Origin of the sequence: Streptomyces sp. CBMA291, assembly GCF_014596525.1 — a bacterium.
Classification (GTDB): domain Bacteria; phylum Actinomycetota; class Actinomycetes; order Streptomycetales; family Streptomycetaceae; genus Streptomyces.
Map to the genome: position 1 here is coordinate 38,707 of NZ_MSJP01000025.1, position 21,422 is coordinate 60,128.

Consider the following 21,422-nt stretch of genomic DNA (forward strand, 5'->3'; position numbering starts at 1 on the left):
TTCAGCCGATGGTGTAGGAGATCTGGATCGTGGTCACGGTGACCGTGTCGGTGCCGGCCGCCCCGCTGAGGTTGGCGATCACGAAGTAGCGGAAGGCGTTCATGTCGACCCGGCCCGTGGCCTGGGCGATGTCCGGCGAGTCGTCGTACGAGCCGGCGCCGGTCACCCGGGCCAGGAGATCCGAGGACGAGGTACTGGTGACCGGGGCCCGGAAGAGACCGACGCGGAGCGTCCCCGTGCCCGAATTGCCGCCCGCGGCACGGAACTTGGTGAGAAGCACCCCGTCCGGTGGGTTGACCGTGACGATTCCGCTGACGCTGGCCTGGGACTCGGGCCGGACGGCCACCCCGAAGGAGTCCACGTTCCAGCCCGGATTGGGCGTGACCGGGGCGAACGCCGGGGTGACGGTCAGTTTCCGTTGCACCGAGGGCTGCTGGCCCGTCGCCTTGATCGCGGTGTCGATCTTCTTGACGACGCCCGAGAGCGCCTCCAGGTCCTTCTGGAGGGTATCGAAGCGGATGTTGAAGCCGTTCGGCCCGCCCGCCGCCACCCGGTCGCGGTTGTCGACCCAGGTGATGTGCTTGAAGGCGGGGGTGAACGTGATGTCGGTCATGGCGACCCTCCGGTGAGTTCCCTGGTGACCGCCTCGACGCCCAGCGGATGCAGGGAGCCGAGGAGGCCGGTGATCAGTTCGCGCTGGGCGGGGGTGAGGACGTGGCCGGAGAGTTCGGGCCGCAGGCGCAGGGCGACCTGGTAGACGCCCGGTCTGTCGCCGAGCCGGTAGGAGGCCTGCACCCAGGCGGGACCCGGCCGTTCACCGCGTACGGACATCTCGCCCGGCGCGGTGGTGAGCAGCGAGGCGGCGCCGTCGCCGGTCGACCAGGACAGGACCCCGAGGGTGCCCACGGCCGACTCGGCGGGCGAGACGGTCAGCTTCGCCGTGGCGCCCACCTCCAGGATTCCGTCGGCGAGCCCCTCGGCCAGGACGCCGACCGGCTCGCCCTCCGCCTGGGACGCCGTCACCGCCCCGCCGTCCACCCGGACGTAGTCGAACCCGGCCCGGTGCGCCAGGACGGCCAGCGGCCCCGCCGCCACGCTCGGATGGGTGAGCCGCAGCTCTCGGCCCGCCAGGGGCAGACCAGTGCCACCGGGCGTGTAGGCCGCCTGCACGACCGGCTTCCCCGCCGTCCCGGCGAGCAGCACGAGCAGCGCGTCGAGCCGCCCGGCGACCTCCCGGCGCATCAGATGGTGGTTCGGATCGGTGCCGTACTCCACCCGGGGGTCGTCGTGCCGCACCAGGAACACCGGGTCCAGCGGGGTGCCCGGGGCGGGCGGGGGAGGGTTGCGGGTGCCGTCCGCGCCGATCGCCTGCCCGTCGGACAGCGGCGCGGGAAGGACGACGATCTCCCGGGAGGCGGTCAGCGTGTGCGGGCCGAACCGCAGCTCCGCCGTGACGATCACCCGCCCGGCGGCCGTCCCCGTGAACGTGACCGACGTCCCCTCCGCCGCACCGGCGAAAGCGCCGCCGCCCGCCCCGCAGCGCACCACCCACCAGCGCACCGAGGCCCCCGACGGCGGAGCCGGGGACATGCTCACCGTCAGCTGCCCACCCTCGGCGACCGCGCCCGCGCCCGTGTCGACACTCAGCAGCTCGCCCGGCGAGCACTCCGCGTACACCAGTCCGTCCGGCCGGTGCGTCACCAGGTCGAAGCCCGCCCGGTGGGCCAGCGCCGCGAGCCGGCCGGGGGAGGCCGTCGGATGGGCCAGGAGCACCGCGCGGCCGGTGGCGCGGGCGTCCGGGGCCGTCGGGTCGAAACCGGAGGTCACCAGGGCCCGCCCGGTGAGCAGCCCGGCGAGGCGGCGCAGCGCCCCGGCCACCGGGGGCTGGACGCGCCCGGGGTCGGGGGGATCGGTCCCCGCCGGTACGGGACCCGGCGGGGGCGGGCCGACCTCGGTGAGGGCGGTGTCGACCGGTACGAGGAAGTAGGGGTCGAAGTAGCCCTCCGCGAGCGGCAGCGGGGTGCCGCCGGTGCGGCCCTCGGCGTCGATGGAGCGGCCGGGGAGCAGGGTGACGGGGACGACGCGGAGCGCGAGCAGGCCGCGGCGCAGTTCGGCGTTGGCGTCGTCGGCGACGAGCGGGTCGTCGAAGCCGCCGACGGGGCCGACGGCGGCGTTGAGTGCGGCGGTGAACCCGGCGGGCGTCGGCAGCGTCCAGCGGCGCGCGAGCGCCACCCGCCGCCGGTAGGCGGTGTCGTCCTCGCCGGGGGAGCGGGTGAGGCCGAGCCCGGCGCCGTGCAGCCCGAGGGCGGCCCGCGTCGCCTGCCCCACGGACCGCTGGGCGGCGGTACGGGCGAGCTGGCGGCGCAGATGGTCGCGTTCCCAGCCGGCCACCCACAGCAGCCTGGACAGGGTCCCGAGCAGGGCGGTGAGCCGCCACCACTGCTCCTGGGGGCCGGTGAGCGTGGAGGTGGCGATGCCCGTGAGGAATCCGGCGGGCGCCGGGAGCGCCGCCGTCGTCCCGGCGGGCAGCCCCTCCGGCAGGGGCAGCCGCACCGACGGGCCGTCCGCGACCGTGCAGACCACCACGGTGTCGGCGGGAACGTCCGCACGGGCCTGGAGTACGTACAGCGGCCGGGGGGTGTCCCCGAACAGGGCGCGGTGCACATGGAAGTCGTACGGGTCGACGGCCTGCCCCCGGACGGTCAGCTCCAGCCGGTCGGCGCCCCGGGCGAACGGGGTGGTGAGCCGCAGCGCCATGTCGGCGACGGCCAGACGGGGGGCGGCGGGGGCGACATCGGCGGGAGCCGGGGCAGCGGGGGCGGCTCCGGCGGGTCCGGGGCCCGGGGGCGGGGGGCTCATCGGGGCACCACCTCCAGCTCCGTGAGGTCCGACGAGGTCACGAACACGGCCAGTTCGGTGGGGCCCATCACCAGGCTCTCGCCGACCGCCGCCTCCACCAGGCCCAGCTGGTACGGCACCTCGCCGAAGCCGAACCTGCCGAAGGCGGGCGGGCAGCGCCGCAGCCGCAGGTTGCGTACGTCGTCCACGCCCGGCTGCTCGGCGAGCGCGCACATCACCCGCGCGTACAGCACGTCGTCGCCGAGCCGCAGCCGGGCGAGGTCGTGGGCGAGCCGCGCCCGCACGGAGGTCTGGACCGCGTCGGCGGCGAACCCGGCGGCGAGGACGATCTCGGCGCGGACCGCGACCTCGATGTGGTCGGCCTCCACCACGTCGAGGTGGACGCCGATCGGCCGGACCCGCTCCACCGCCTCCCGCACCAGCTCCCGCACGCCCCGGACGACGACCCCGTCGGTCTCGGTCGTCAGCCACGGCCGGTGGCCGCGGTGGGCGACCGCCACATCGGCGAAGTACGGCTCGCCCACCCGCCGTTCGGCGCTGAAGGTGCGCTCGTCGAAGTCGAAGCCGTCGAAGAAGACCTGGGACACGTCCACCCCGCCCAGCTCGTCCGAGACCCGGGCGTCCAGGACGTCCTCCACGCCGAGCGCGGCCTGCTTCACGCTGTCGGGGGTCCACAGGTTCCGGGGCAGGGCGATCAGCCGCGCCCGGTAGGCCTCGTCGTCCTCCGCCGGGACCGGGCCGTCGAACGGCGCCGGATTGGTGACGGTGAGCGTCGCCGCCCCCCAGTCGGCGAGGTACTCCTCCGCGTGCCGGGGATGCACCCGGTCGACGGTGTCGGCGGGCACCGGCGCGTCGCCCGGCTCCAGGGCCCGCACCTCGACCGGGACGACCGGGGCGGCGGCGGTGAGCAGCGCGGGCGACTGGGTCGAGAAGGCCAGGGACGTCCCCGGGTCGGGCACCACCTCGGTGAGCAGCAGCGTCCCCTCGGGCACCACGTAGACCCGGCCGGGGTCGCCGCCGCCCAGGGTCAGCGTGACCGTCCCGGAGCGGCGGCCCGGGTGCCGTTCGAGCCCTGCGTCCTGGCCGAGGAGGTCGAGGGCGGCGCCGGTCGCGGTGGCGGCGAACTGCCCGTAGTACAGGGCCTCCATCCGCTTCCACAGCTCGGAGTCCTCCGCCGCGACGACCTCCAGGAGCTTGCCGAGGGTGCCGGTGGGCGACAGGTCGACGTCCTCGCCGAACGCCACGCGCGCGCGTGCCTTGCTCTCGGCGAGGATCTGGTCGATGCCCTTGAGGACGAATCCGTCGTCCGTGACGCCGAACGTCATGGCTCACACCTCCAGTTCCGCCGACACGGCGGCGGTCCGGCCGTCGACGGCCTCCACGAGCACCGAGACCGACCAGACCCGCCGGGTGGGGTCCTCGGCGAACTCCACCCCGGTCACCTCGTGGACCCTCGGATCGGCGGCGAGGGTCCTGACGATCTCCAGGCGCAGCAGATCCCGCACCTCGCCCACCACCCCGGGGCGGGTGAACGCCTCCTCGACGCTCAGCCCGTACAGGTGGTGGAAGCGGTCGGAGCCGTACGGCGTGAGCAGCCGCAGGGTCAGCGCCTGCGCCAGATTGGCGAGCCCAGACACCGGGGCGAGGTCGCCGTCTTCGAGGACCAGATCGCCGTCGTCGAGCAGCAGCCCATGGCCGAGAACATCCATCGACGGCTCCTAGTCGGCGATCAGCCGGTTCTGGCCGGCCGAGACGACCTGCCAGCCCACGGGGGGTACGGGAAAGGCGGCGGTGGTGCCCCGGGCGGTGGCGAGGGCCACCGGAGCGCCGTGCACCAGGAGCAGGGTGCTCGTGCCCGCGGTGAGCGCCGTGACCTTGCCGCAGGGGGTGAGTCCCGTGCCCACGTTGGGGCAGGCGGGGACGGTGGCGGCCAGCAGATCGGCGACGAGCAGCACCGGCTGTCCGTCGACGGTCAGCGCCGACTGCGAGGGCACCACCACGAGCGGCGACCGGTGGGCGCACTGGAGGGTGGACGCGGCGGTCAGGACCTCGGGCATCAGGTCACCCGCACCGACGGGCCGTCGAGGGCCAGGTTCACGGTCCCGTTGCTGAGCATGATCTTCCTTCCGGAGGTGCTGACGGTGACCGCACCGGAGGCGTCCACCGTGATGGTGGTGCCGGTGTGGTGCTCGATGGTGAGGGAGTCGTCGTCCGGCGGGGTGGGCCGCGTCCCCACCGGGGGCAGCTTCGGCGTGCCGACGACGACGCGCAGTCCGCGCGCCTGCATGATCCGGCCGCCCTTGGCGTCGGTCAGGTCGTTGACGCCGGGGCCCTCGGGCATGCCGTCCGTGCCGAGCCGGGTCGGCAGCGCGAGCCAGTGGTCGCCGGGCTGGGGCGCCGGGGCGGTCGCGCCGGGCGTGCGGGGCCACAGCCAGCCGACCACGGCGGCGTCGTTGACCAGGTTCCGGTTGTGCGCGAGCAGGGCCCGCATCTTCGGATAGACCGGAGTCATCAGACCGCACGGCCCGAACGCGAACGGCGCCGCGACCGGCTTGTCCAGCAGGACGTCGTCGCCGATCGTCCCGGTCACGCTGGGCGCCGCCTGCGAAGGCGGCGGGGACTGGCCGTACTTCAGCGACACCTGATGGCCGCGCGGGCGGTACGAGGTGACCTCGCCGACGTCGACGGAGGGCCGCGCCCGGCGCTCCCGCTCCGACCGCTCCTCCATCCGGTCGACGACCGTCTGGACCCCGCCGTCGACGACCTCGACGGTCTCGCCGGGCGCGGCGGCCACCACCCGCACCTCGCAGACGTAGCCGCGCCCGCTGAAGCGGTGCACCACCTGGTGGATCCGGAGCGGGCCCTTGGGCGCGTGGTCGACGCCCCCGATGGTCGCGGTCTGTCCCACCCGCAGGTCGGGATGGCCGAGCACGGTCAGGTTCACGGAGGTGAGCGGAGGGGGCCGTTCCTCGCTCGGTGCGACGGCGGCGGTGTCGTCGCCCTGGGCGTCGCCGTACGCGACCAGGTTGAGATCGGGGTGGAAGGGGACCGGGGCGGGGTCGTCGGTGCCCACGGCGGGACCGAGGTAGACCGTCCGGTCGCGGATGACGACCGGGGCGGGCACGGTGCCCGCGAGGTCGCGGAGCGCGGCGAGGGCCGTCGGATTGTTGACCGTGTAGTCGGTGAGGTCGGCCTTCAGCTCGGAGCCCTTCGCCAGGTGCAGTCCGGCGGCGCGGACGACCTTCCCGGCGAACTCCAGGGCGTCGCAGGAGTCCGCCCGGTGCTCGGCCGCCTTCATGGTCCGCAGGGCGAATCCGGCCGCGTCCTGTCCGACCAGACGCAGCCGGGTCAGTCCGTCCTCCGCGATCCACGAGGTGATCCGGGTGACCCGGCCCTCCATCACGGGCCGTTCCCCGCTGCCCGGCTCGTCGAAGTAGCCGAGCCGCACGGTCGCCTTGAGCGGGGTCGACGCGATCTTCCCCCGGAGCATGTCGACGGTGTCGCCGGGGACGTTCACCAGGACGAGGTCGAAGGTTCCGGCGACGGCGCCCTCGTTCATGGTGACGGTGAGGTCGGCGTCGAGGATCAGGGCCCCGCCGAACAGGTCGTTGGAGACCTTCAGGGGCAGCCCGCCGAGCCCGAGGAGGGAACCGGCGGCCTCGGCGACCGCGCCCGGGAGGGAGCCTTCCTTCTTCTTCTCGTCGACGTCCACGGTGAGGCTGTAGCGGATCGCGAAGCTCATGCGGCGAGCACCTCCGCGCGGACCCGGGAGCCGTGGGAGCCCGCGCCGTTGAGGTTCCGTACCGCGACGACGGCCTCGCGGAACACCAGGCTGAGGCCGCCCGCCGGGCAGGGCAGCCCCCGGACGGCCTTGCGCCGCAACAGCGGGACGAGCCCGCCGGGCTCCTCGCGCCCCACGGCCACCACGAGGAACGGCCCGTCGGCGAGCAGATCGAGCAGCGCGCCGTCGAGCAGGATCTCCTCGGCGGCGTTGACGTACAGCTCGATCCGGTAGACGTGGTCGCCGAAGCGGAGCCGGAAGCTCTGCGGAAAGCCCTCGTCGGGATCGACGGGCAGGCTCGACGGCATCACTGCCTCCTCACGGGGACGGGGATACGGGACGGGGATACGGGAGTGGCGATCCGAGGGGTGCGGGGTGGGCGCGGGGACGGTGTACGGGCGGGAGCCCCGGTGTGGGCGGGGCGGAGGCGCGGGGGTCATGGGCCCGGGGTGCGCGGTACCGGGCCCGGGGCGGGCACGCTGGGCACCCCCGCGCTGCCCGCGCTCATCACCAGGTCGGCGACCTCCCCGATCAGCGCCGTCAGGCTGGAGCGCGGCACGTACTGGAGCGTCAGCGACAGGTCGAAGGCGTCCCGCTTCTGGACGCTCTGGGTGAACCGCAGGTCGGTGATCTGCATGTCCGGGCTGAGCGTCAGTCCGCACACCACGGGGATCCCGGTGACCGCGAGCGCGGGGGCGGCCGCCGCCATGAGGGCGCGGGAGGCCAGCGCCATGACCTCAAGGGCCTTGCGGACGGCGTGCCGCTCGGGTCCCAGGAGCATGGCCTCGATCGCGATGGTCTTGGTGGTGGGCTGGGTGGCCTGCGAGAAGCGGCTGCCCAGGACCCGCTCGACCCGGTAGCCCTCGGTCATGGTGACGCTCTGCACGTACAGCAGCGGGACCGTGCCGACGAGCACCTTCTCCGACATGGCTATCCCCGGCTGCCGAGTTCGCGGTCGAGTTCGGCGAAGACGTGTTCGGCGACCCTGCGGACGTGATGGTCCTGGAGCGCGCCGACCACCTCCACCTCCACCGGGAAGTGGTAGTGGACCACGGTCCCGGGCCCGTCCCCGCGGGAGACCAGCGCCTCGCTGCCCGCCGCGGGCACGATGTACTCGCCCTCGTGGACCAGCGCGATCCCGCTCCGGTCGACCCGTCCGCCGCCGGTGAAGGCGTCGACGGCGGCGAACTCCTCCTCGTCGCCGGTCACGTCAGTCCTCCACGCCCACGTTGAGCGCCATGCAGGTGAAGTTGGCCTGGGGCACGCCGTCGACGGTCACCGTGCTGGGCTGCGCCGCGCTGACCACGCAGCGGCTGAACTTCAGGGCGGAGAACGCCCAGTCGGTGCCCTTCTTCTCGGCCACCGCGATGGAGAACTCGGTGCCGTTGACGGCTAGTTCGGTGAGATCGGCGACGGCGGACGCCACCGCCGGGATGGTCAGGGTGAAGGTGAAGGTGAAGGGCTGGCGCACATAGCCGACGCCGTCGGCCTCCAGACTGTGGATCACGGTGTGCGGGACGTTGAACGACGGGGAGAAGTTGGTGATCGGAGTGATCGTGCGGGCGCCGAGCTTCACTTCCAGCCGGGTGTTCCAGTCGGTCATGACGGTTCTTCCTACTCGAACTTCAGCGTGATGTTGAGCCGGTGCAGGGCCCCGGCGTAGTCGACGGTCACCATGGCCTCGACGGCCCGCTCGTCCTGGGCGCGGTTGACGAGCTTGCGCTCCGCGTCGGTGGGCTGCGGCTTGTCGAGCAGCACCAGGATCGGCAGGAGGATCTCGTACCCCTCGATCACCCCGCGCTGCCGCAGCGGTTCGAGGACCGCCTCCATCTCGGCCCGCAGCGCGCGCAGCCCGGAGCGGCTGATCCGCAGCTCGCCGATGGTGGCGATCAGCGAGGCCTTGAGGCGGAACGTGATGTCGTCGATGGTGCGGACGATGTCGATGTACTTCTTGTCGCCGGGCGCGCCGGTGTAACCCTCGCCGAGGTGGATGCTCTCGCCGGGGATGAGCGAGGGCTGCACCAGCCAGTTGACGCCCTTGCCCGCGGGGCCGCCCGAGTTCTCCGCCTCGGAGCCGTTGAGCTGGATCAGCTGCTGCGGGGTGAACGGGTCGGAGGAGACCTTGACGGGCTTGAGGAGCATCGAGACGTGCGGCTCGTATCCGGCGATGGTGCCCGCCACGGCCGCCGCCACGTCCTCGGAGCTGTTGTGTGCCACGTAGACCATGCGGGAGGTGGCCAGGGAGCCGGTGACCACGGCCGGATCGGAGGCGCCCTTGGCGAGCATGGCGATGCCCATGCGTTCGAGCCCGTCACTGAAGGGGCCCGTGACGTGCTCGGCGAGCTTCGCGATGGCGTCGGTGGGGGTGCCCCCGGCGGCGGCGAGCGGGGTGCCCGCGATGGCGACGAGCTGCACGTCGAGCGAGCCCACCACGTTCAGCGTGGCGGCGTAGTCGGCCTGGGCGGCGACCCGTACGCCCCAGACCTGGCTGGGGCCCGGCTCCTGTGTCAGGGCGAGGGCGATGGAGTCGCCGAGGACCCCCGGCGCCTGCGCCCGCGCGTCGGCTGTGCTGGTGAACAGCCGGGGCTCGTTGGGCTGGAGGAACGAGCTGCCCGCGGGCGGGTCGGCCGGTTCGGTGACGGCGCCGACGATCGCGACGTTGCCGTAGGCGCGGACGGCCGGGGCGAACAGCCGGCCCTCGGTCTTGACGCGGATGTAACGGACGGGGCTGGGGGGAGGGGTGGCCATGAAGCGTGCTTCCTTCGGGGGCGGGCGTCGGGCCGGCAGGTGGTCGGGCCGGCAGGCGTCGGGTGTCGGGTCTCAGGAGTCCGGTGTCCGGATGTCGGGCGTCGGGTCTCGGGCGTCCGGTGTGGGGCTTCAGGTGAGGAAGAGCGGGGCGATGCCCGCGCCCGTGAGCAGGGCGTCGATCTGTGCCTGGGTCGGGGCGGGCGGAGGCGGCGGCGCGGAGGCGGGGAACGCGCAGACCGGGGCGTGCGCGGCGGTACGGACCCCGAGACCGCCCGGCGGCAGGGGGCTGTCACGGGCCGCCGCGCCGACGCTCCGGGCGGCGCGCAGGGCCGCGCCGACGTCGGTGCGGTCCCCGAGGAGGACGGCGGCGGCGAGCCGGGCGGTCCGCAGGTTCGCGGGGTCGCCCGGGTCGAAGACGGGAGGGTGCCGCATCCGCACCTCGGCGCGCAGGTACTCCCCGGCTTCCTTGAGGTCCTCGACGGTGACCAGACCGTGGCTCGCCATGAAGGCGGGCAGGTCGAGGGTGGTGAATCGGGACTGGAACTCGGCCAGCGTCCCGTAGTCGTCCACCGCCCGCACGACCAGCGAGTCGAGCCCGGCCGCGTCGGTCTCGACGACCAGATCGACCTCGACGTCGGCCAGTACGTCGATCCACAGGGGCGTGGCCGTCTCGCCCTCCCAGCCGAAGTCGGCCCGGGTGATCGAGGGGACCACCTGGCTCCAGTAGCCGGTGCGGCGGCCCAGCGGGTGGACGGGCCGGGCCAGCTCGATGCCGGTGACCCGCAGCGCCTTCACCTCGTGGACCGTCTCGTGCTCCAGGTCGTGCGTCCGCTCGACGAGGAGGAGGGCACGGGGAGCGAGCAGGGCGGCGAGCGCCGAGGGGTCGGAGAGCTGGATCAGGGCCAGGTCCTGGACCGCGCCCATGGTGTCTCCTCTCGGCGCTCCGGGGTGGCCCTCCCAGGGACTCATATCGGAATGAACCATGACAAGACTTCTTGCGCCGTGCGGGCCGAGCACACACGCCTATCGAGTGATGGCACCCGCGACGCGTTTCGGCGGGCGAGGAACCCGCGTGCTGGTGCTGGTGCTGGTGCTGGTGCTGGTGCCGGGGCCTGGGCCTGGGCTGTGGTGATCCGTGTGCACGAGCCGTGCCGATCCCCGTACGCGAGCCGTGCCGATCCCCGCGGACGAGCCGCGGCGATTCACGTCCGTCCGTACGACATTCAGATGGGCGTACGAGGAGAGATGGTCCGCGTATTCACCGATTCAGGTGATAGCGACCGAGGCGAAACGTCCCTCCCGTCGGAAGGGCGGCCAGGCTCGGAGCGACACATGGAGCCGCCCTGTGGAGCATCCGATGCAGTTGATTCCCCGTCATGACCCTTACCTTGTCGTCCGCTCGACCGGAGGCACCACGATCGCAGCCCTGAGGGGCGAACTCGACCTCGTCCTGGTACGACACCTGCGCCCCGAACTGGACGCCCTCGTCCGGGAGTCGGAGGAGCTGACACTGGACATCCGGGGCCTCGCCTTCTGTGATGCCACCGGACTCGGCCTCCTGGCGCACTGCGCCGGGGGCGTGCGCCGACGCGGTGCGCGCTGGCGGCTCGTCTGCGACCAGCCGTCGATCCTGCGCCTGATCCGCCTCGCCGCCCTGGGCGAGCTGCTGTGCCCGCAGCCGGCACTGCCGAGGGAGTGGTCGAACGCGCTGGGGGAGGCGTGGCCCGAGCCCCCGTCCGGCGGGCTCGCCGCCGGAGTGGTACCCGTGCGCCGGGTGCCCGCCGAGCCCCGGCCGACCGGGTCCGGGGGCGTGAGACCGCTCCGGTAGGAGGGCGGACCTCTTCCGGCGGACGGCCCTCGCGCACCCCGCGAAGGGCCGACCCGCCGGTCGGAGCCGCCGTTCCGAGCCGCCGTCCCGGGCCGTCGCGGTACCGTCGGCCGCATGTCTGAAGTCCGGCTGACCACGCCCTCCTTCCTGGTGCTCGGCATCATCGACAAGCTGGGCGAGGCCAGCCCGTACGACGTGAAGGTCGAGGCGGCGCGGACCGCGACGCCGTTCCGGGTGATGCCGCACGCACAGGTCTACGCGCAGTGCGACCGCCTCCTGGAAGCGGGACTGCTCTCGGAGGTACGCCAGTGCGGCGGCCGCAACCGGCGGCTGATGCGCTTGACGGAGCAAGGCGGGGACGTCCTGCGGGGCTGGCTCGCCGACCCCGCCTTCGTCCCGGTCGAGGCGCGCGAGGGAGGCATCCTCAAGCTCTGGTTCGGCGCGAGCCCGCACATCCACGCCCCGGTCCAGATCGAGGAGCACCGGCGGACCCTCGGCGCGTACGAGGCGCTGGCCGGGGAGACCGGCACCCGGCTGAGCCGGGGACAGCGCGAGGCGCTGGAGTTCGGCATCCGGTACGAACGGATGATGGTCGACTTCTGGCGGTGGACCGAGGAGCGGGAGCCTTGACGGCGACGGGATCTCCGGCCGCCCCGAGTGCGGGTTCCCCCGGCGCTCCGGGTCCGCCCCGTGAAATCCCGTGGCACCAGGGGCCCTTGAGGCCGATGATGAGAAGATGACCAGCTCCCCGCCCCCGTCGCCGTCCGTCCCCGTCGTCCCTTTCCCGGGCCCGGTGGACGCCCTGATCGTCGTGGACGTCCAATCCGCCTTCGTCACGGGGCCCGGCGCCGTACCGGACGCCGACCGCCTGGAGAAGCGCACGGCGGACCTGATCGAACGGGCCCGCGAGGCAGGGGCGTTCATCGTCCATCTACAGAACGACGGGGCGCCCGGCGCGCCGGACGAGCCCCACACGCCGGGCTGGGAACTCCACCACCCGGTCCGGCCGGGCCCCGGCGAGACGGTGATCCGCAAACCGCGGGACGACGGCTTCGCGCGGACCGACCTCGGCACGGTGCTCTCCGACGCCGGAGTGCGGTCGCTCGCCGTCTGCGGGGTGATGTCGGAGATGTGCGTCCAGGCGACGGCCCGCACGGCCCTCGCGCGCGGCTACCGGGTCGTGCTCCCGCACGACGCCCACGCCACCCAGGACGCCCCGGCGGCCCCGGGCATCAGCGAGGCCATCCCGGCGGCCGTCGTCTCCCGGGTCGCCGCGTACGCCCTGGGAAGCGACGCGGAGACCACGACCGCCACGGCCGACGTCACGTTCACGGCGCCGGTCGCGGGCTGAGGGGGCGGGCCGAGGCGATGAGGTGAGGGGGCGGGCCGAGGCGACGGGCTGTGAGGGGCGGGCCCGGCCGCCCCCGCTCTCCCCGTCCGGCCGGGTGCCCGTCGGCAGCCCGAAGGCGCCCGTCAGGACGTTCGCTCCGGAAGCGGGCCCGTCTGCTCGTCGTCACCGCTCGCGAACCGGCCCGGCGTCGTGCCCACAAGGCGTTTGAACGAGCGGTTCAGATGCGGCTGGTCATGGAAACCGGTCGCCGCCGCCACCTCCCCGGGCGGCATCCCGTCGAGCAGCAGCCGCCGGGCCCGCTCCAGGCGGCGGGCCGTCAGATACTGGTGCGGGGAGATGCCGTAGGCGCGGCTGAACGCCCGTACGAGATGGGTGGGATGGGCGTACAGCAGCCCCGCCGCCTCGTCCAGGGTCACCCCCTCGACCAGCCGCTCGTCGAGCAGTTCCCGCAGAGCGGCCGCCACCCCCGGGGCCTGCGCACGCGCGCGCGTGGGCACGCGGGGCCGCAGATGGGCGTCGAGCCGTTCGCTGATGAACGCGAGACGGCACTGCGCCTCGAACGCGTCCCCGGGTTCCGCCAGCGCCGTGTGCAACTGCCCGACCCGTCGGCGCAGCAGCGGATCGACCAGATCGGGGGCGTCCACGGCGGCGCCGATCAGGCGCGCGTCGAGCTGTGTCGGAGCCAGGTACAGGACCCGCTTGCGGAAGCCGCGGGAGGTCGCGGGCGAGCCGTTGTGCGGCACCTGCGGCGGCAACAGCGACACCGTGTCGCCCGGAGTGCCGTGCTCGCGCCGGTCCAGGTCGTACCGGACCGCGCCGTCGTCGACGATGAGCAGCGTCCACACGTCATGCACGTGCATCGGGTACGCGTGCGCGGTGAACCGGGCGTGGAACACCTCCACGATGCCGGGGACGCGTGGCCGCCACGCCGAGACCCGCTGCCCGTTCACCATGCCAGGAATGTACAAGACGTCCCCGGGACCCCGGCGGCACGCTCGGGGCATGACCACCACCGATCACGCGCCCGTGCGCTTCGACACCAAGATCGCCGTCCTGCTGCGGGAGGACCTGGAGACCTGGCAGCGGCTGAACGTCACCGCCTTCCTCGTCAGCGGGCTCGGCACCCGGCTCCCCGAGGTGATCGGCGAGCCGTACGCCGACGCCGACGGCACCCCGTACCTCCCGATGTTCCGCCAGCCCGTCCTGGTCTTCGAGGGGACGAAGGAGCACCTCGCCGCCGCTCGTGCCCGCGCCCTCTCCCGCGCCCTTCCGGTCGCCGTCTTCACCACCGGACTCTTCGCCACCGGCAACGACCGCGACAACCGCGCCGCCGTACGCGCGGTGACCACGACCGCGCTCGACCTCGCGGGTCTCGCCGTGTACGGACCCCGCAACGCCGTCGACAAGGTACTCAAGGGAGCCCGTATGCATCCCTGAGCCCGTCTGGCCCCTTGACCCCGACTGCGTCCCTGCCCCCGACCGCGTCCCTGAGCCCGGACGCGCCCCGGCCGGACGTCTCCCCGAGCCGGACGCGCCCCGAGCCGGACGCGCGCCTGGACCCTGACGCCGCCCGGTCCGGGGCACCCGCCTCGTGCGTCCGGGCGCGGCCGGACCGGGGCCGTCAGCCTCCCGCCCGCTCCGCGCACTCCAGCAGCACCGGGAGGGCCGCTGCCAGGGCGTCCGTGCCGCGTGCGTACGGCAGCCGGAGCCGGTCCCTGAAGCCGTCGACGGGGGAGAACGCGGGACCCGGGACCACCGACACACCGTGGCGGCGCGCCAGCTGGGCGAGGGCCTCCGTGTCGGTGCCCGGGACCCGCACCCAGAGGGCCGAACCGCCCTCCGGCCGGGTCCACTCCCAGTGCGGCGCCCGCGCGCGCAGCAGCGCCTCCGCCGCGTCCCGCCGCTCCCGCAGCACGGCCCGGCGCCGCGCGCGTGCCTCGGGAAGCCGGTCGAGCAGCCGTACGGCGACGAGCTGGTCGAGCATCGAACACGACAGGTCCACCGAGGTCTTGATCTGCGCCAGCCGCGTCACCACCTGAGGCGACGAACGGATCCAGCCCACCCGCAGACCACCCCAGAACAGCTTGGAGAGCGTCCCGACCGTCACCGTCGACCCCATCGGCAATCCGGCCGCGAGCGGCACCGGAGCGGCCTCGGCCAGAGGCTCGCCCGCCTGGTCCGCCACCCGGGGAGCACCCGCCCGCTCTCCGCCAGGGAACGCGCCACCGACCGCCGCCGCCCCCGCGCTCCCGGCCGCCCCCAGGAACAGTTCCGCGCAGGACGTGTCCTCCACGGTGAACAGCTCCAGGTCCATGAGCACCCGCCGCCACTCCCGGCGCGCCGCCTCGTCCAGAGTGTGCCCCGTCGGGTTGTGCACCGTCGGCTGGAGGTACACGAGCCGGGGCCGCGCGTGCCCGGCGAGCCGCCGCAGCGCCGCCGGGCCCTCCCCGCCCGGACCGTCCCCGCCCACCGGGACGAGCCGGGCACCCCGCGCCCGCAACGCCTCCAGGGCGCCCCGGTAGGTCGGGTCCTCCACGACCACCGTGTCCCCCGGCTCCACGAGCGCCTGCGCCACCAGCCACACCGCCTGCTGCGAGCCCGCCGTCACCAGGATCTGCTCCGCCTCCGTCGGCACCCCCGCCGCCCGGTAGTACGCGGCGATCCCCTCCCGCAGCGCCGGGAGGCCGTACGGGTGGTAGCCGTCCTCCGTGAGGAGCGCGCCGAGCCCTTCTCCGGACAGGGCGGCCACCGCCTCGGCCACCGTCCCGAGCCCCGGCAGCGCCCCGCTCGACAGATCGACCGGGTCCGCGCCGCCCCCGGTACGGACCCGGGCGTCGAAGCTCACCAGCCTGCCCTCGGTCACGTATCCGTCGGGCGCCCCCGACGCCCGGAGCCGCGAACCGCTGCCCCGTACGCTCTCAAGGCGCCCCTCGCTCTCCAGGAGCCCGTAGGCGGCCGTCACGGTGGACCGGCTCACGCCGAGGACCGACGCCAGTTCCCGCTGCGAGGGCAGGAGGGTGCCACCCGCCACGTCCCCGCGCTCGGCCAGCTCCCGCAGCGCGTCCGCGAGCCGCCGGGGGAGCGGACCGGTCCCTTCCGACGCCCAACCGGTGAGGAGACGGGACAAACGGGTGGAATGAATCCTGGCCATAGCCCCCATGGTGTCCCAAGAGGCAGGCCAATCCTGCCCGACTGGTCGTTGTCGCCGCAGATCGCCCGGCGGATGATCGAGACCGGGGACAGGACCGGGAGATCCGGGGACAGGCCCGGGAGAAAGGTGGAGGCATGGCGACCGTCGTGCTGGTCGGCACACTGGACACCAAGGGCGAGGAGTACGCCTGGCTGCGCGAGCGGCTCAGGGAGTACGGCAGCGAGGTCCTCCTCGTCGACGCCGGCGTCATGCCGCCACCCGCCCACGGGCCGACGCCCGACATCGCCGCCGACGTCGTCGCGCGCGCCGGGGGCCACGACCTCGCCGCACTGAGGACGGCGGGCGACAGGGGCGCGGCCGTCGCCGCGATGGCCCAGGGCCTGACGAGGGTCCTCACCGACCTCTACCGCAAGGGCCGACTGCACGCCGTGCTCGCCGCCGCGGGCAGCGGCGGCTCCGCCCTCGCCGCGCAGGCCATGCGGGCGCTGCCCATCGGCGTACCGAAGGTGCTCGTCAGCACCATGGCCGGGGGAGACGTCTCCCCCTACGTCGACAGCAGCGACCTCACCCTGATGTACAGCGTCGTCGACATCTCGGGACTGAACTCCGTCTCCTGCCAGGTCCTCGGCAACGCCGCCGCCGCGGCCGCCGGGATGGCCCGCCGCCACGAGCGCAACCACGACGAGCCCGCCGGGCGGGGCCGGCCGGTCGTCGCCGCCACCATGTTCGGCGTCACGACCCCGGCGGTCGACGCGGCCCGCGCCCGGCTCTCCGAACTCGGCTACGAGGTGCTCGTCTTCCACGCCACCGGCGCGGGCGGCCGGGCCGTCGAGAAGCTCGCCAGGGACGGCATGCTCGACGGCGTCCTCGACCTCACCACCACCGAACTCGCCGACGAACTCGTCGGCGGAGTGCTCAGCGCGGGACCGACCCGGCTCACCGCGGCCGGAGTGATGGGCATCCCGCAGGTCGTCGCCCCCGGAGCGCTCGACATGGTCAACTTCGGACCGGCCGCGACCGTGCCCGAGCGGTTCGCCGACCGGCGGCTGCTCATCCACAACGCCACCGTCACCCTCATGCGCACGACATCGGCCGAGATGGCGGAACTCGGCCGGTCGATGGGCCGCAAACTCCGCAACGCCCGGGGCCCCGCCGAGGTCTTCTGGCCGCTGCGCGGACTCTCCGCCGTGGACACGGCCGCCGGGCCGTTCGAGGACCAGACGGCCGACCGGGCGGGACTGGACGCCCTGCGCACCGCCGTCCGGGGCGGCACGGTCCGCGTCCACGAACTCGACGCGCACGTCAACGACACCTCTTTCGCGGTCGCCATGGCCGACCGCCTCCACCAGATGATCGCGGAGAACGCGCGCGCGGCCACGGCCTGAGCCGCCACCGCCCGGCCTCGTCCGAACACCCGGACCCGCCACCAGCCGAGCCCCCGAGCCGACCCGCCGGGGCACCACACCCCCACCCGATCCACCGAGGAGTGACCACCGTGACCACCATCAGCCGTCAGGACGTACTCGACCGGCTGCGCGCCCAGGTCGCCGCAGGACGCCCGATCGTCGGCGCCGGAGCGGGCACCGGCCTCTCCGCCAAGTGCGCCGAGGAAGGCGGCGTCGACCTGCTGATCATCTACAACTCCGGCCGCTACCGGATGGCCGGTCGCGGCTCCCTCGCGGGACTCCTGCCGTACGGGGACGCCAACGCGATCGTCCAGGACATGGCCCGCGAGGTGCTGCCCGTGGTCCGCGACACGCCCGTCCTCGCGGGCGTCTGCGGCACCGACCCGTTCCGCCGCATGGACCTCTTCCTCGACGAGCTGAAGGCCATGGGCTTCGCCGGCGTGCAGAACTTCCCCACGGTCGGCCTCTACGACGGCACGTTCCGCGTCAACCTGGAGGAGACCGGCATGGGATACGGCCTGGAGGTCGACATGGTCCGCGCCGCCCACGAGCGCGACCTGCTCACCGCCCCGTACGTCTTCGACCCCGAGCAGGCGGCCGACATGGCGCGGGCGGGGGCCGACGTCCTCGTGCCCCATGTGGGACTCACCACCAAGGGGGCCATCGGCGCGGGCACCGCCCTCACCCTCGACGGGGCGGCAGCCGCCGTCCAGGAGATGCACGACGCGGCCAAGCGCGTGAACCCCGACATCCTGGTCCTGTGCCACGGCGGGCCCATCGCCGAACCGGAGGACGCGCGCTACGTCCTGGAGCACACCACCGGAGTCGTCGGCTTCTTCGGGGCCTCGTCGATCGAACGCCTCCCCACCGAGCGGGCCATCACCGAACAGACCCGCGCCTTCAAGGCGTTGGCCACCGGCTGAAGCCGATGTCGGCGCCGTGCCGTACAACTGAGGGCACGGTGAACGAGCGGCGGAATCAGGCCGCCCGGCCGCACGACCGGACGAGGGGGACGGCACGTGGACACATTCGCGGACCCGGGGTGCTCCGACCGGACGCCCTTCGTCGGGCGGACCGGCGAACTCGACCGGCTCGACGCGCTGTTACGCGGCCGGGCGGGGGGAGCGGGCCCGATGGCCGTCGACATCACGGGCGAGCCGGGCATCGGCAAGACCCGGCTCGCCGCCGAGTTCGCGATACGGGCCCGGCGGCGCGGCGCGGCCTTCCTGCACGGCCGGGCGGCCCGGGGCGACACCGCCGCCCCCTTCCACACCTGGGCCGACGCCTTCGCCGGACTCGACCACCACGACCGCGCGTCCCACCCGGAGCTGTCCACGCTCGCGGACCTGGTCGAGGACGCGGCGGATCCAGGACGCGCGGACCTTCCGGCGGCGGGGGAACGGCCGGTGCGGGACCGCCGGGTGGCGGGGGAACGGGTGACGGGCGACGCCGGGCCGGGGCGTGGGGGTGCGGGCGGTGCCGGAGTGGTGTGTGAGGGTGCGGGTGGTGCCGGAGTGGGCGGTGGGGGAGCGGCCGGCCCCGGATCGGCCGGCGGGGGGCCGGGCGACGCCGGATGGGACGGCCGGGGAGCAGGCACCCTCGGAGGGGGCGGGGAGGGACCGGGTGACGAAGGAGCGACGGGCGCCGGAAGGGGCGACTCGGGGCCGGGTGGCAGGAGCCCGGGTGGCCTGTCCGAGACCGCCCGGGTGCGTCGGATCGCGCACGCGCTCGGCGCGGTTCCGGCCCCCGGGCTCGTCCTCGTCCTCGACGATCTGCACCGCGCGGATCCGGCCACCGTCGCCCTCGTCGATCAACTGCTCCGGCAGCCGCGCCGGGCTCCCGTCCTGCTCGTCCTGGTCCGGCGCGAACGCCAGACCCCGCCCGCCCTCGCCGCCGTGCTCGCCCACGGGGCCGACAGCGGGGCCCTGACCCGCCTTCCGCTCGGCCCGCTGGCGGCCCACGACGGAATCGAGGCGCTCGCGCCCGGACTGGCGCCGGGACCGGCCCGAGCCCTCCACACCGCGAGCCTCGGCAACCCGCTCTACCACCGGGCCCTCGCCCGCCTGCGCACCCACCCGGAGGAACCGCCCGGCACGGGACCGGCGGCGGCCGTCCTCGACGAACTGGCCCCGCTCACCCCGTCCGAGCGGGCGGTGGTGGACGCCCTCGCCGTCCTCGAAGGGCACGCGACCACCGAATTACTCACGGCGGTGACCGAGACCGTCCCCCCGCCGGAAGCCCCCGCCGACCGGCCCGATCCCGTGGACCCGCCGAGGGACCGGGCCGCCCACGGCCGGGCGTACGACGACCGGGAGGCGGCCGGGCGCCAGGACGCGCCGACACGGGACGCGCCGACACGGGACGGGGAGTACGGGCGGGCCACCCGGAGCGGGCCCACGGGCCGCTCGGCGGGCCCGCCGACGGCTCCGTCCCCGGGCTGGTCGGCCCACGGGCAGGCGCACGGCTGGGCCGACTGGGCCGCCGACCGGCTCCCGGACCCGTCCGAGCCGTCGACGGAGCCGTCGGCCGCACCGGAAGGTCCGGGGGACCCGTCACCGGGTCCTGACCCGTGCTGGGAGAGAGGTCTGCCGCCGGGCGGGGACCACGGCCCGTGCCGGGGCCCGGAGCCGGGCCCCGCCCTCGCCGCCCGAGCCCCGCTCGCCTCCACCCCGCGCCCCGCCCCTCTCGACGACCTCCTCCGGGCCCTGGCACGGCGTGATCTCGTCCGGGCCGGGGCGGACGGGAGAAGGCTCGGGCTGCGGCACCCCGCCCTGGCGGAGGTCGTACTCGCCGCGCTCGACCCCTGGCGCCGCCGGGAACTGCACCGGAAGGCGGCCCGCGCGCTGGCCGGGGCGCCGGTGACCGCGCGGGCCCCGCACCTCGTCCGTGCCATGACGACCTGGGACCCGGTGGCCGCCGCCCAACTGATCGAGGCCGCCGGGCGCATCGGCGCGGCCGACCCCGCCCGCGCCGCCGACTGGCTGGCCGCCGTCCTCACCCTGCTGCCCGACACCCCCGAACACCGCGCGACCCGCAGGGACCTGACACTCCGAAGAGCCCGCGCCCTGGCCTCGGCCGGCCGGGTAGCGGAAGGCCGAGACCTCCTCCACCACCTCGTCGACAGCCTCGGCCCCGACGAAGACGCGACCCGCGAAGACGCGACCAGGGGAGTCGCCACCAGGGAAGCCGCACCCGGCGAAGCCGCCCTCGGCCCAACGCCCCTCGGCCCAACCCCCCTCGGCCCGGTCATCCCCGGCCCGGACACCGCCGAACTCCGTACCTCCGCCGTTCTGCTCTGTGCCTTCATGGAGCGGCACCTCGGCCGCTACCCCGAGGCGGACGCGCTGCTCCGCCGGGAACTGGAGCGCACCCCCGGCCCCCGCCCCGACCTGCGGAACCGGCTCGTCGTGGAGTGGGGCTGCCGGGCCCTCTTCGCCGCCCGCTACCCCGAGGTGCGCCCGGTCGTCGCCCGTACCCTGGCGGACGCCCGGCGGCGAAGCGACGAGCCGGGCGTGACGGAGGCCCTCACCCTGGCGGGCCTCGGTGAGGCGTACGAGGGGGCGACCGCACTCGCCCGCGGCCACGCGCGGGAGGCGGCGGCCCTGGCGGACGCCCTCACCGACGGCGGGCTCGCCGACCACGCCGAGTCCCTCGTACGGCTCGGCTGGACCGAGGTCTTCCTCGAACGGTTCGAGGCGGCCGAGCGGCACACGGCCCGGGGCATCGCGATGACCCGCCGCACCGGACGGCCCTTCGCGCTCTCCCAACTCCTGCTCTGCTCGGCGTACGTGCATCTCCTGACCGGCAGGGTCGCCCGCGCCCTCGCCCTCGCCGAGGAGTCCCTGGGCGTCGCCCGCACCCTCGGCGGCGCCGAACTCCTCGGCTTCAGCCGGGCGATCCGCGCCACCGTCCTGCTGCACGCCCGTCCGCTCGGCGACCCCGAACCGCTGGCCGAAGCAGAGGAGGCCGCCGCCACGGTGGGCACCGCGCAGGGCTGGTGGGCGACCCAGGCCCGCTGCCTCCTCGCCTACGCCGTCCCCACCGCCCGGGACCCGCACCGGGTCCGCGAGGTCCTGCTGCGCGCGGGCGGCGGCCCGGACCTGGCCGGGCTCCAGCCCTCGCTGCGCCCCGGGTATCTCGAACTCCTCGCGGAGGCGGCCCTCGTGGCAGGGGACACGGCGGAGGCCGAGCGGGCCGCCCGGCAGGCCCTCGGGGAGGCGTCCCGGCTCGGTCTGCCCGCGCAGAGCGGCGCCGCCCGACGGGCCTGGGGCCGGGTGCTGGCCCGGCGCGGCGAGCAG

At 74.7% G+C, this 21,422-nt stretch carries 21 protein-coding genes; 7 read left to right on the forward strand and 14 right to left on the reverse strand.

What is annotated here, in order from left to right:
- Position 1: 1 nt before the first annotated feature.
- The 12 genes from BU197_RS07080 to BU197_RS07135 form a co-directional block, all read right to left on the reverse strand.
- A complete protein-coding gene (locus BU197_RS07080) occupies positions 2 to 613 on the reverse strand; it encodes a hypothetical protein (protein ID WP_188267352.1) in 612 nt (203 codons plus the stop codon).
- A complete protein-coding gene (locus BU197_RS07085) occupies positions 610 to 2,859 on the reverse strand; it encodes a hypothetical protein (RefSeq protein ID WP_188267353.1) in 2,250 nt (749 codons plus the stop codon). The genes BU197_RS07080 and BU197_RS07085 overlap by 4 nt, the downstream gene beginning before the upstream one ends.
- Positions 2,856 to 4,184 (reverse strand): baseplate J/gp47 family protein, encoded by a 1,329-nt coding sequence (locus BU197_RS07090; RefSeq protein WP_188267354.1) that lies wholly within the window; start codon positions 4,182 to 4,184, stop codon positions 2,856 to 2,858. The genes BU197_RS07085 and BU197_RS07090 overlap by 4 nt, the downstream gene beginning before the upstream one ends.
- A 3-nt stretch (positions 4,185 to 4,187) precedes the next feature.
- The gene (locus BU197_RS07095; protein ID WP_188267355.1) at positions 4,188 to 4,568 is read right to left on the reverse strand and encodes a hypothetical protein; all 381 of its coding nucleotides are present in this window, start codon (positions 4,566 to 4,568) and stop codon (positions 4,188 to 4,190) included.
- A 9-nt stretch (positions 4,569 to 4,577) separates the two neighbouring features.
- Positions 4,578 to 4,916 carry a hypothetical protein gene (locus BU197_RS07100; protein WP_188267356.1) on the reverse strand — a complete coding sequence of 113 codons (339 nt, stop codon included), beginning with the start codon at positions 4,914 to 4,916 and terminating at the stop codon, positions 4,578 to 4,580.
- Positions 4,916 to 6,601 carry a hypothetical protein gene (locus BU197_RS07105; protein WP_188267357.1) on the reverse strand — a complete coding sequence of 562 codons (1,686 nt, stop codon included), beginning with the start codon at positions 6,599 to 6,601 and terminating at the stop codon, positions 4,916 to 4,918. Before BU197_RS07105 ends, BU197_RS07100 begins: the two co-directional genes overlap by 1 nt.
- Positions 6,598 to 6,948 (reverse strand): hypothetical protein, encoded by a 351-nt coding sequence (locus BU197_RS07110; protein ID WP_188267358.1) that lies wholly within the window; start codon positions 6,946 to 6,948, stop codon positions 6,598 to 6,600. The genes BU197_RS07105 and BU197_RS07110 overlap by 4 nt, the downstream gene beginning before the upstream one ends.
- Positions 6,949 to 7,076: 128 nt before the next feature.
- The gene (locus BU197_RS07115) at positions 7,077 to 7,568 is read right to left on the reverse strand and encodes a hypothetical protein (protein WP_188267359.1); all 492 of its coding nucleotides are present in this window, start codon (positions 7,566 to 7,568) and stop codon (positions 7,077 to 7,079) included.
- Positions 7,569 to 7,570: 2 nt separating this feature from the next.
- Entirely contained in the window at positions 7,571 to 7,849 is a 279-nt protein-coding gene (locus tag BU197_RS07120; RefSeq protein WP_188267360.1) for a hypothetical protein, read from the reverse strand.
- Between the two features lies 1 nt (position 7,850).
- Positions 7,851 to 8,243: a hypothetical protein gene (locus BU197_RS07125; RefSeq protein ID WP_188267361.1), complete on the reverse strand. Its 393-nt coding sequence runs from the start codon at positions 8,241 to 8,243 to the stop codon at positions 7,851 to 7,853.
- Positions 8,244 to 8,254: 11 nt separating this feature from the next.
- Positions 8,255 to 9,388 carry a hypothetical protein gene (locus BU197_RS07130; RefSeq protein ID WP_223183010.1) on the reverse strand — a complete coding sequence of 378 codons (1,134 nt, stop codon included), beginning with the start codon at positions 9,386 to 9,388 and terminating at the stop codon, positions 8,255 to 8,257.
- Positions 9,389 to 9,517: 129 nt separating this feature from the next.
- Positions 9,518 to 10,312: a hypothetical protein gene (locus BU197_RS07135; RefSeq protein ID WP_188267362.1), complete on the reverse strand. Its 795-nt coding sequence runs from the start codon at positions 10,310 to 10,312 to the stop codon at positions 9,518 to 9,520.
- Positions 10,313 to 10,745: 433 nt separating this feature from the next.
- On the opposite strand from BU197_RS07135, the gene BU197_RS07140 reads away from it, so the two are divergent.
- From BU197_RS07140 to BU197_RS07150, 3 genes are all read left to right on the forward strand, one after another.
- Positions 10,746 to 11,216 carry an STAS domain-containing protein gene (locus BU197_RS07140; RefSeq protein ID WP_188267363.1) on the forward strand — a complete coding sequence of 157 codons (471 nt, stop codon included), beginning with the start codon at positions 10,746 to 10,748 and terminating at the stop codon, positions 11,214 to 11,216.
- A gap of 114 nt (positions 11,217 to 11,330) precedes the next feature.
- Positions 11,331 to 11,846 (forward strand): helix-turn-helix transcriptional regulator, encoded by a 516-nt coding sequence (locus BU197_RS07145; RefSeq protein WP_188267364.1) that lies wholly within the window; start codon positions 11,331 to 11,333, stop codon positions 11,844 to 11,846.
- A gap of 106 nt (positions 11,847 to 11,952) precedes the next feature.
- Positions 11,953 to 12,567 carry an isochorismatase family protein gene (locus tag BU197_RS07150; RefSeq protein WP_188267365.1) on the forward strand — a complete coding sequence of 205 codons (615 nt, stop codon included), beginning with the start codon at positions 11,953 to 11,955 and terminating at the stop codon, positions 12,565 to 12,567.
- 122 nt (positions 12,568 to 12,689) lie between these two features.
- Here BU197_RS07150 and BU197_RS07155 read toward each other — a convergent pair whose 3' ends face one another.
- Entirely contained in the window at positions 12,690 to 13,520 is an 831-nt protein-coding gene (locus BU197_RS07155; protein WP_223183009.1) for an AraC family transcriptional regulator, read from the reverse strand.
- On the opposite strand from BU197_RS07155, the gene BU197_RS07160 reads away from it, so the two are divergent.
- Positions 13,519 to 14,004, forward strand: coding sequence for a DUF2000 domain-containing protein (locus BU197_RS07160; RefSeq protein WP_188267367.1), 486 nt, complete (start codon positions 13,519 to 13,521; stop codon positions 14,002 to 14,004). The two genes, BU197_RS07155 and BU197_RS07160, sit on opposite strands and share 2 nt — an antisense overlap.
- Positions 14,005 to 14,188: 184 nt before the next feature.
- Here BU197_RS07160 and BU197_RS07165 read toward each other — a convergent pair whose 3' ends face one another.
- Positions 14,189 to 15,718 (reverse strand): PLP-dependent aminotransferase family protein, encoded by a 1,530-nt coding sequence (locus BU197_RS07165; RefSeq protein WP_188267368.1) that lies wholly within the window; start codon positions 15,716 to 15,718, stop codon positions 14,189 to 14,191.
- A 134-nt stretch (positions 15,719 to 15,852) separates the two neighbouring features.
- Between BU197_RS07165 and BU197_RS07170 the strand changes: the two genes are divergently transcribed.
- The 3 genes from BU197_RS07170 to BU197_RS30295 form a co-directional block, all read left to right on the forward strand.
- On the forward strand, positions 15,853 to 17,103 hold the full coding sequence (locus BU197_RS07170; protein WP_188267369.1) for a Tm-1-like ATP-binding domain-containing protein: 1,251 nt from the start codon (positions 15,853 to 15,855) through the stop codon (positions 17,101 to 17,103).
- Between the two features lie 110 nt (positions 17,104 to 17,213).
- The gene (locus tag BU197_RS07175; RefSeq protein ID WP_317452279.1) at positions 17,214 to 18,047 is read left to right on the forward strand and encodes a phosphoenolpyruvate hydrolase family protein; all 834 of its coding nucleotides are present in this window, start codon (positions 17,214 to 17,216) and stop codon (positions 18,045 to 18,047) included.
- A gap of 96 nt (positions 18,048 to 18,143) precedes the next feature.
- Positions 18,144 to 21,422: ATP-binding protein (locus tag BU197_RS30295; RefSeq protein WP_317453378.1), on the forward strand; the 3,279-nt coding region annotated here is incomplete at its 3' end.

Excerpts from the sequence above, each read along its gene's own strand:
- BU197_RS07080 (WP_188267352.1), bottom strand. The coding sequence starts at position 613 with ATGACCGACATCACGTTCACCCCCGCCTTCAAGCACATCACCTGGGTC.
- BU197_RS07085 (WP_188267353.1), bottom strand. The coding sequence starts at position 2,859 with ATGAGCCCCCCGCCCCCGGGCCCCGGACCCGCCGGAGCCGCCCCCGCT.
- BU197_RS07090 (WP_188267354.1), bottom strand. The coding sequence starts at position 4,184 with ATGACGTTCGGCGTCACGGACGACGGATTCGTCCTCAAGGGCATCGAC.
- BU197_RS07095 (WP_188267355.1), bottom strand. The coding sequence starts at position 4,568 with ATGGATGTTCTCGGCCATGGGCTGCTGCTCGACGACGGCGATCTGGTC.
- BU197_RS07100 (WP_188267356.1), bottom strand. The coding sequence starts at position 4,916 with ATGCCCGAGGTCCTGACCGCCGCGTCCACCCTCCAGTGCGCCCACCGG.
- BU197_RS07105 (WP_188267357.1), bottom strand. The coding sequence starts at position 6,601 with ATGAGCTTCGCGATCCGCTACAGCCTCACCGTGGACGTCGACGAGAAG.
- BU197_RS07110 (WP_188267358.1), bottom strand. The coding sequence starts at position 6,948 with ATGCCGTCGAGCCTGCCCGTCGATCCCGACGAGGGCTTTCCGCAGAGC.
- BU197_RS07115 (WP_188267359.1), bottom strand. The coding sequence starts at position 7,568 with ATGTCGGAGAAGGTGCTCGTCGGCACGGTCCCGCTGCTGTACGTGCAG.
- BU197_RS07125 (WP_188267361.1), bottom strand. The coding sequence starts at position 8,243 with ATGACCGACTGGAACACCCGGCTGGAAGTGAAGCTCGGCGCCCGCACG.
- BU197_RS07130 (WP_223183010.1), bottom strand. The coding sequence starts at position 9,388 with ATGGCCACCCCTCCCCCCAGCCCCGTCCGTTACATCCGCGTCAAGACC.
- BU197_RS07135 (WP_188267362.1), bottom strand. The coding sequence starts at position 10,312 with ATGGGCGCGGTCCAGGACCTGGCCCTGATCCAGCTCTCCGACCCCTCG.
- BU197_RS07140 (WP_188267363.1), top strand. The coding sequence starts at position 10,746 with ATGCAGTTGATTCCCCGTCATGACCCTTACCTTGTCGTCCGCTCGACC.
- BU197_RS07145 (WP_188267364.1), top strand. The coding sequence starts at position 11,331 with ATGTCTGAAGTCCGGCTGACCACGCCCTCCTTCCTGGTGCTCGGCATC.
- BU197_RS07150 (WP_188267365.1), top strand. The coding sequence starts at position 11,953 with ATGACCAGCTCCCCGCCCCCGTCGCCGTCCGTCCCCGTCGTCCCTTTC.
- BU197_RS07160 (WP_188267367.1), top strand. The coding sequence starts at position 13,519 with ATGCCAGGAATGTACAAGACGTCCCCGGGACCCCGGCGGCACGCTCGG.
- BU197_RS07155 (WP_223183009.1), bottom strand. The coding sequence starts at position 13,520 with ATGGTGAACGGGCAGCGGGTCTCGGCGTGGCGGCCACGCGTCCCCGGC.
- BU197_RS07165 (WP_188267368.1), bottom strand. The coding sequence starts at position 15,718 with ATGGCCAGGATTCATTCCACCCGTTTGTCCCGTCTCCTCACCGGTTGG.
- BU197_RS07170 (WP_188267369.1), top strand. The coding sequence starts at position 15,853 with ATGGCGACCGTCGTGCTGGTCGGCACACTGGACACCAAGGGCGAGGAG.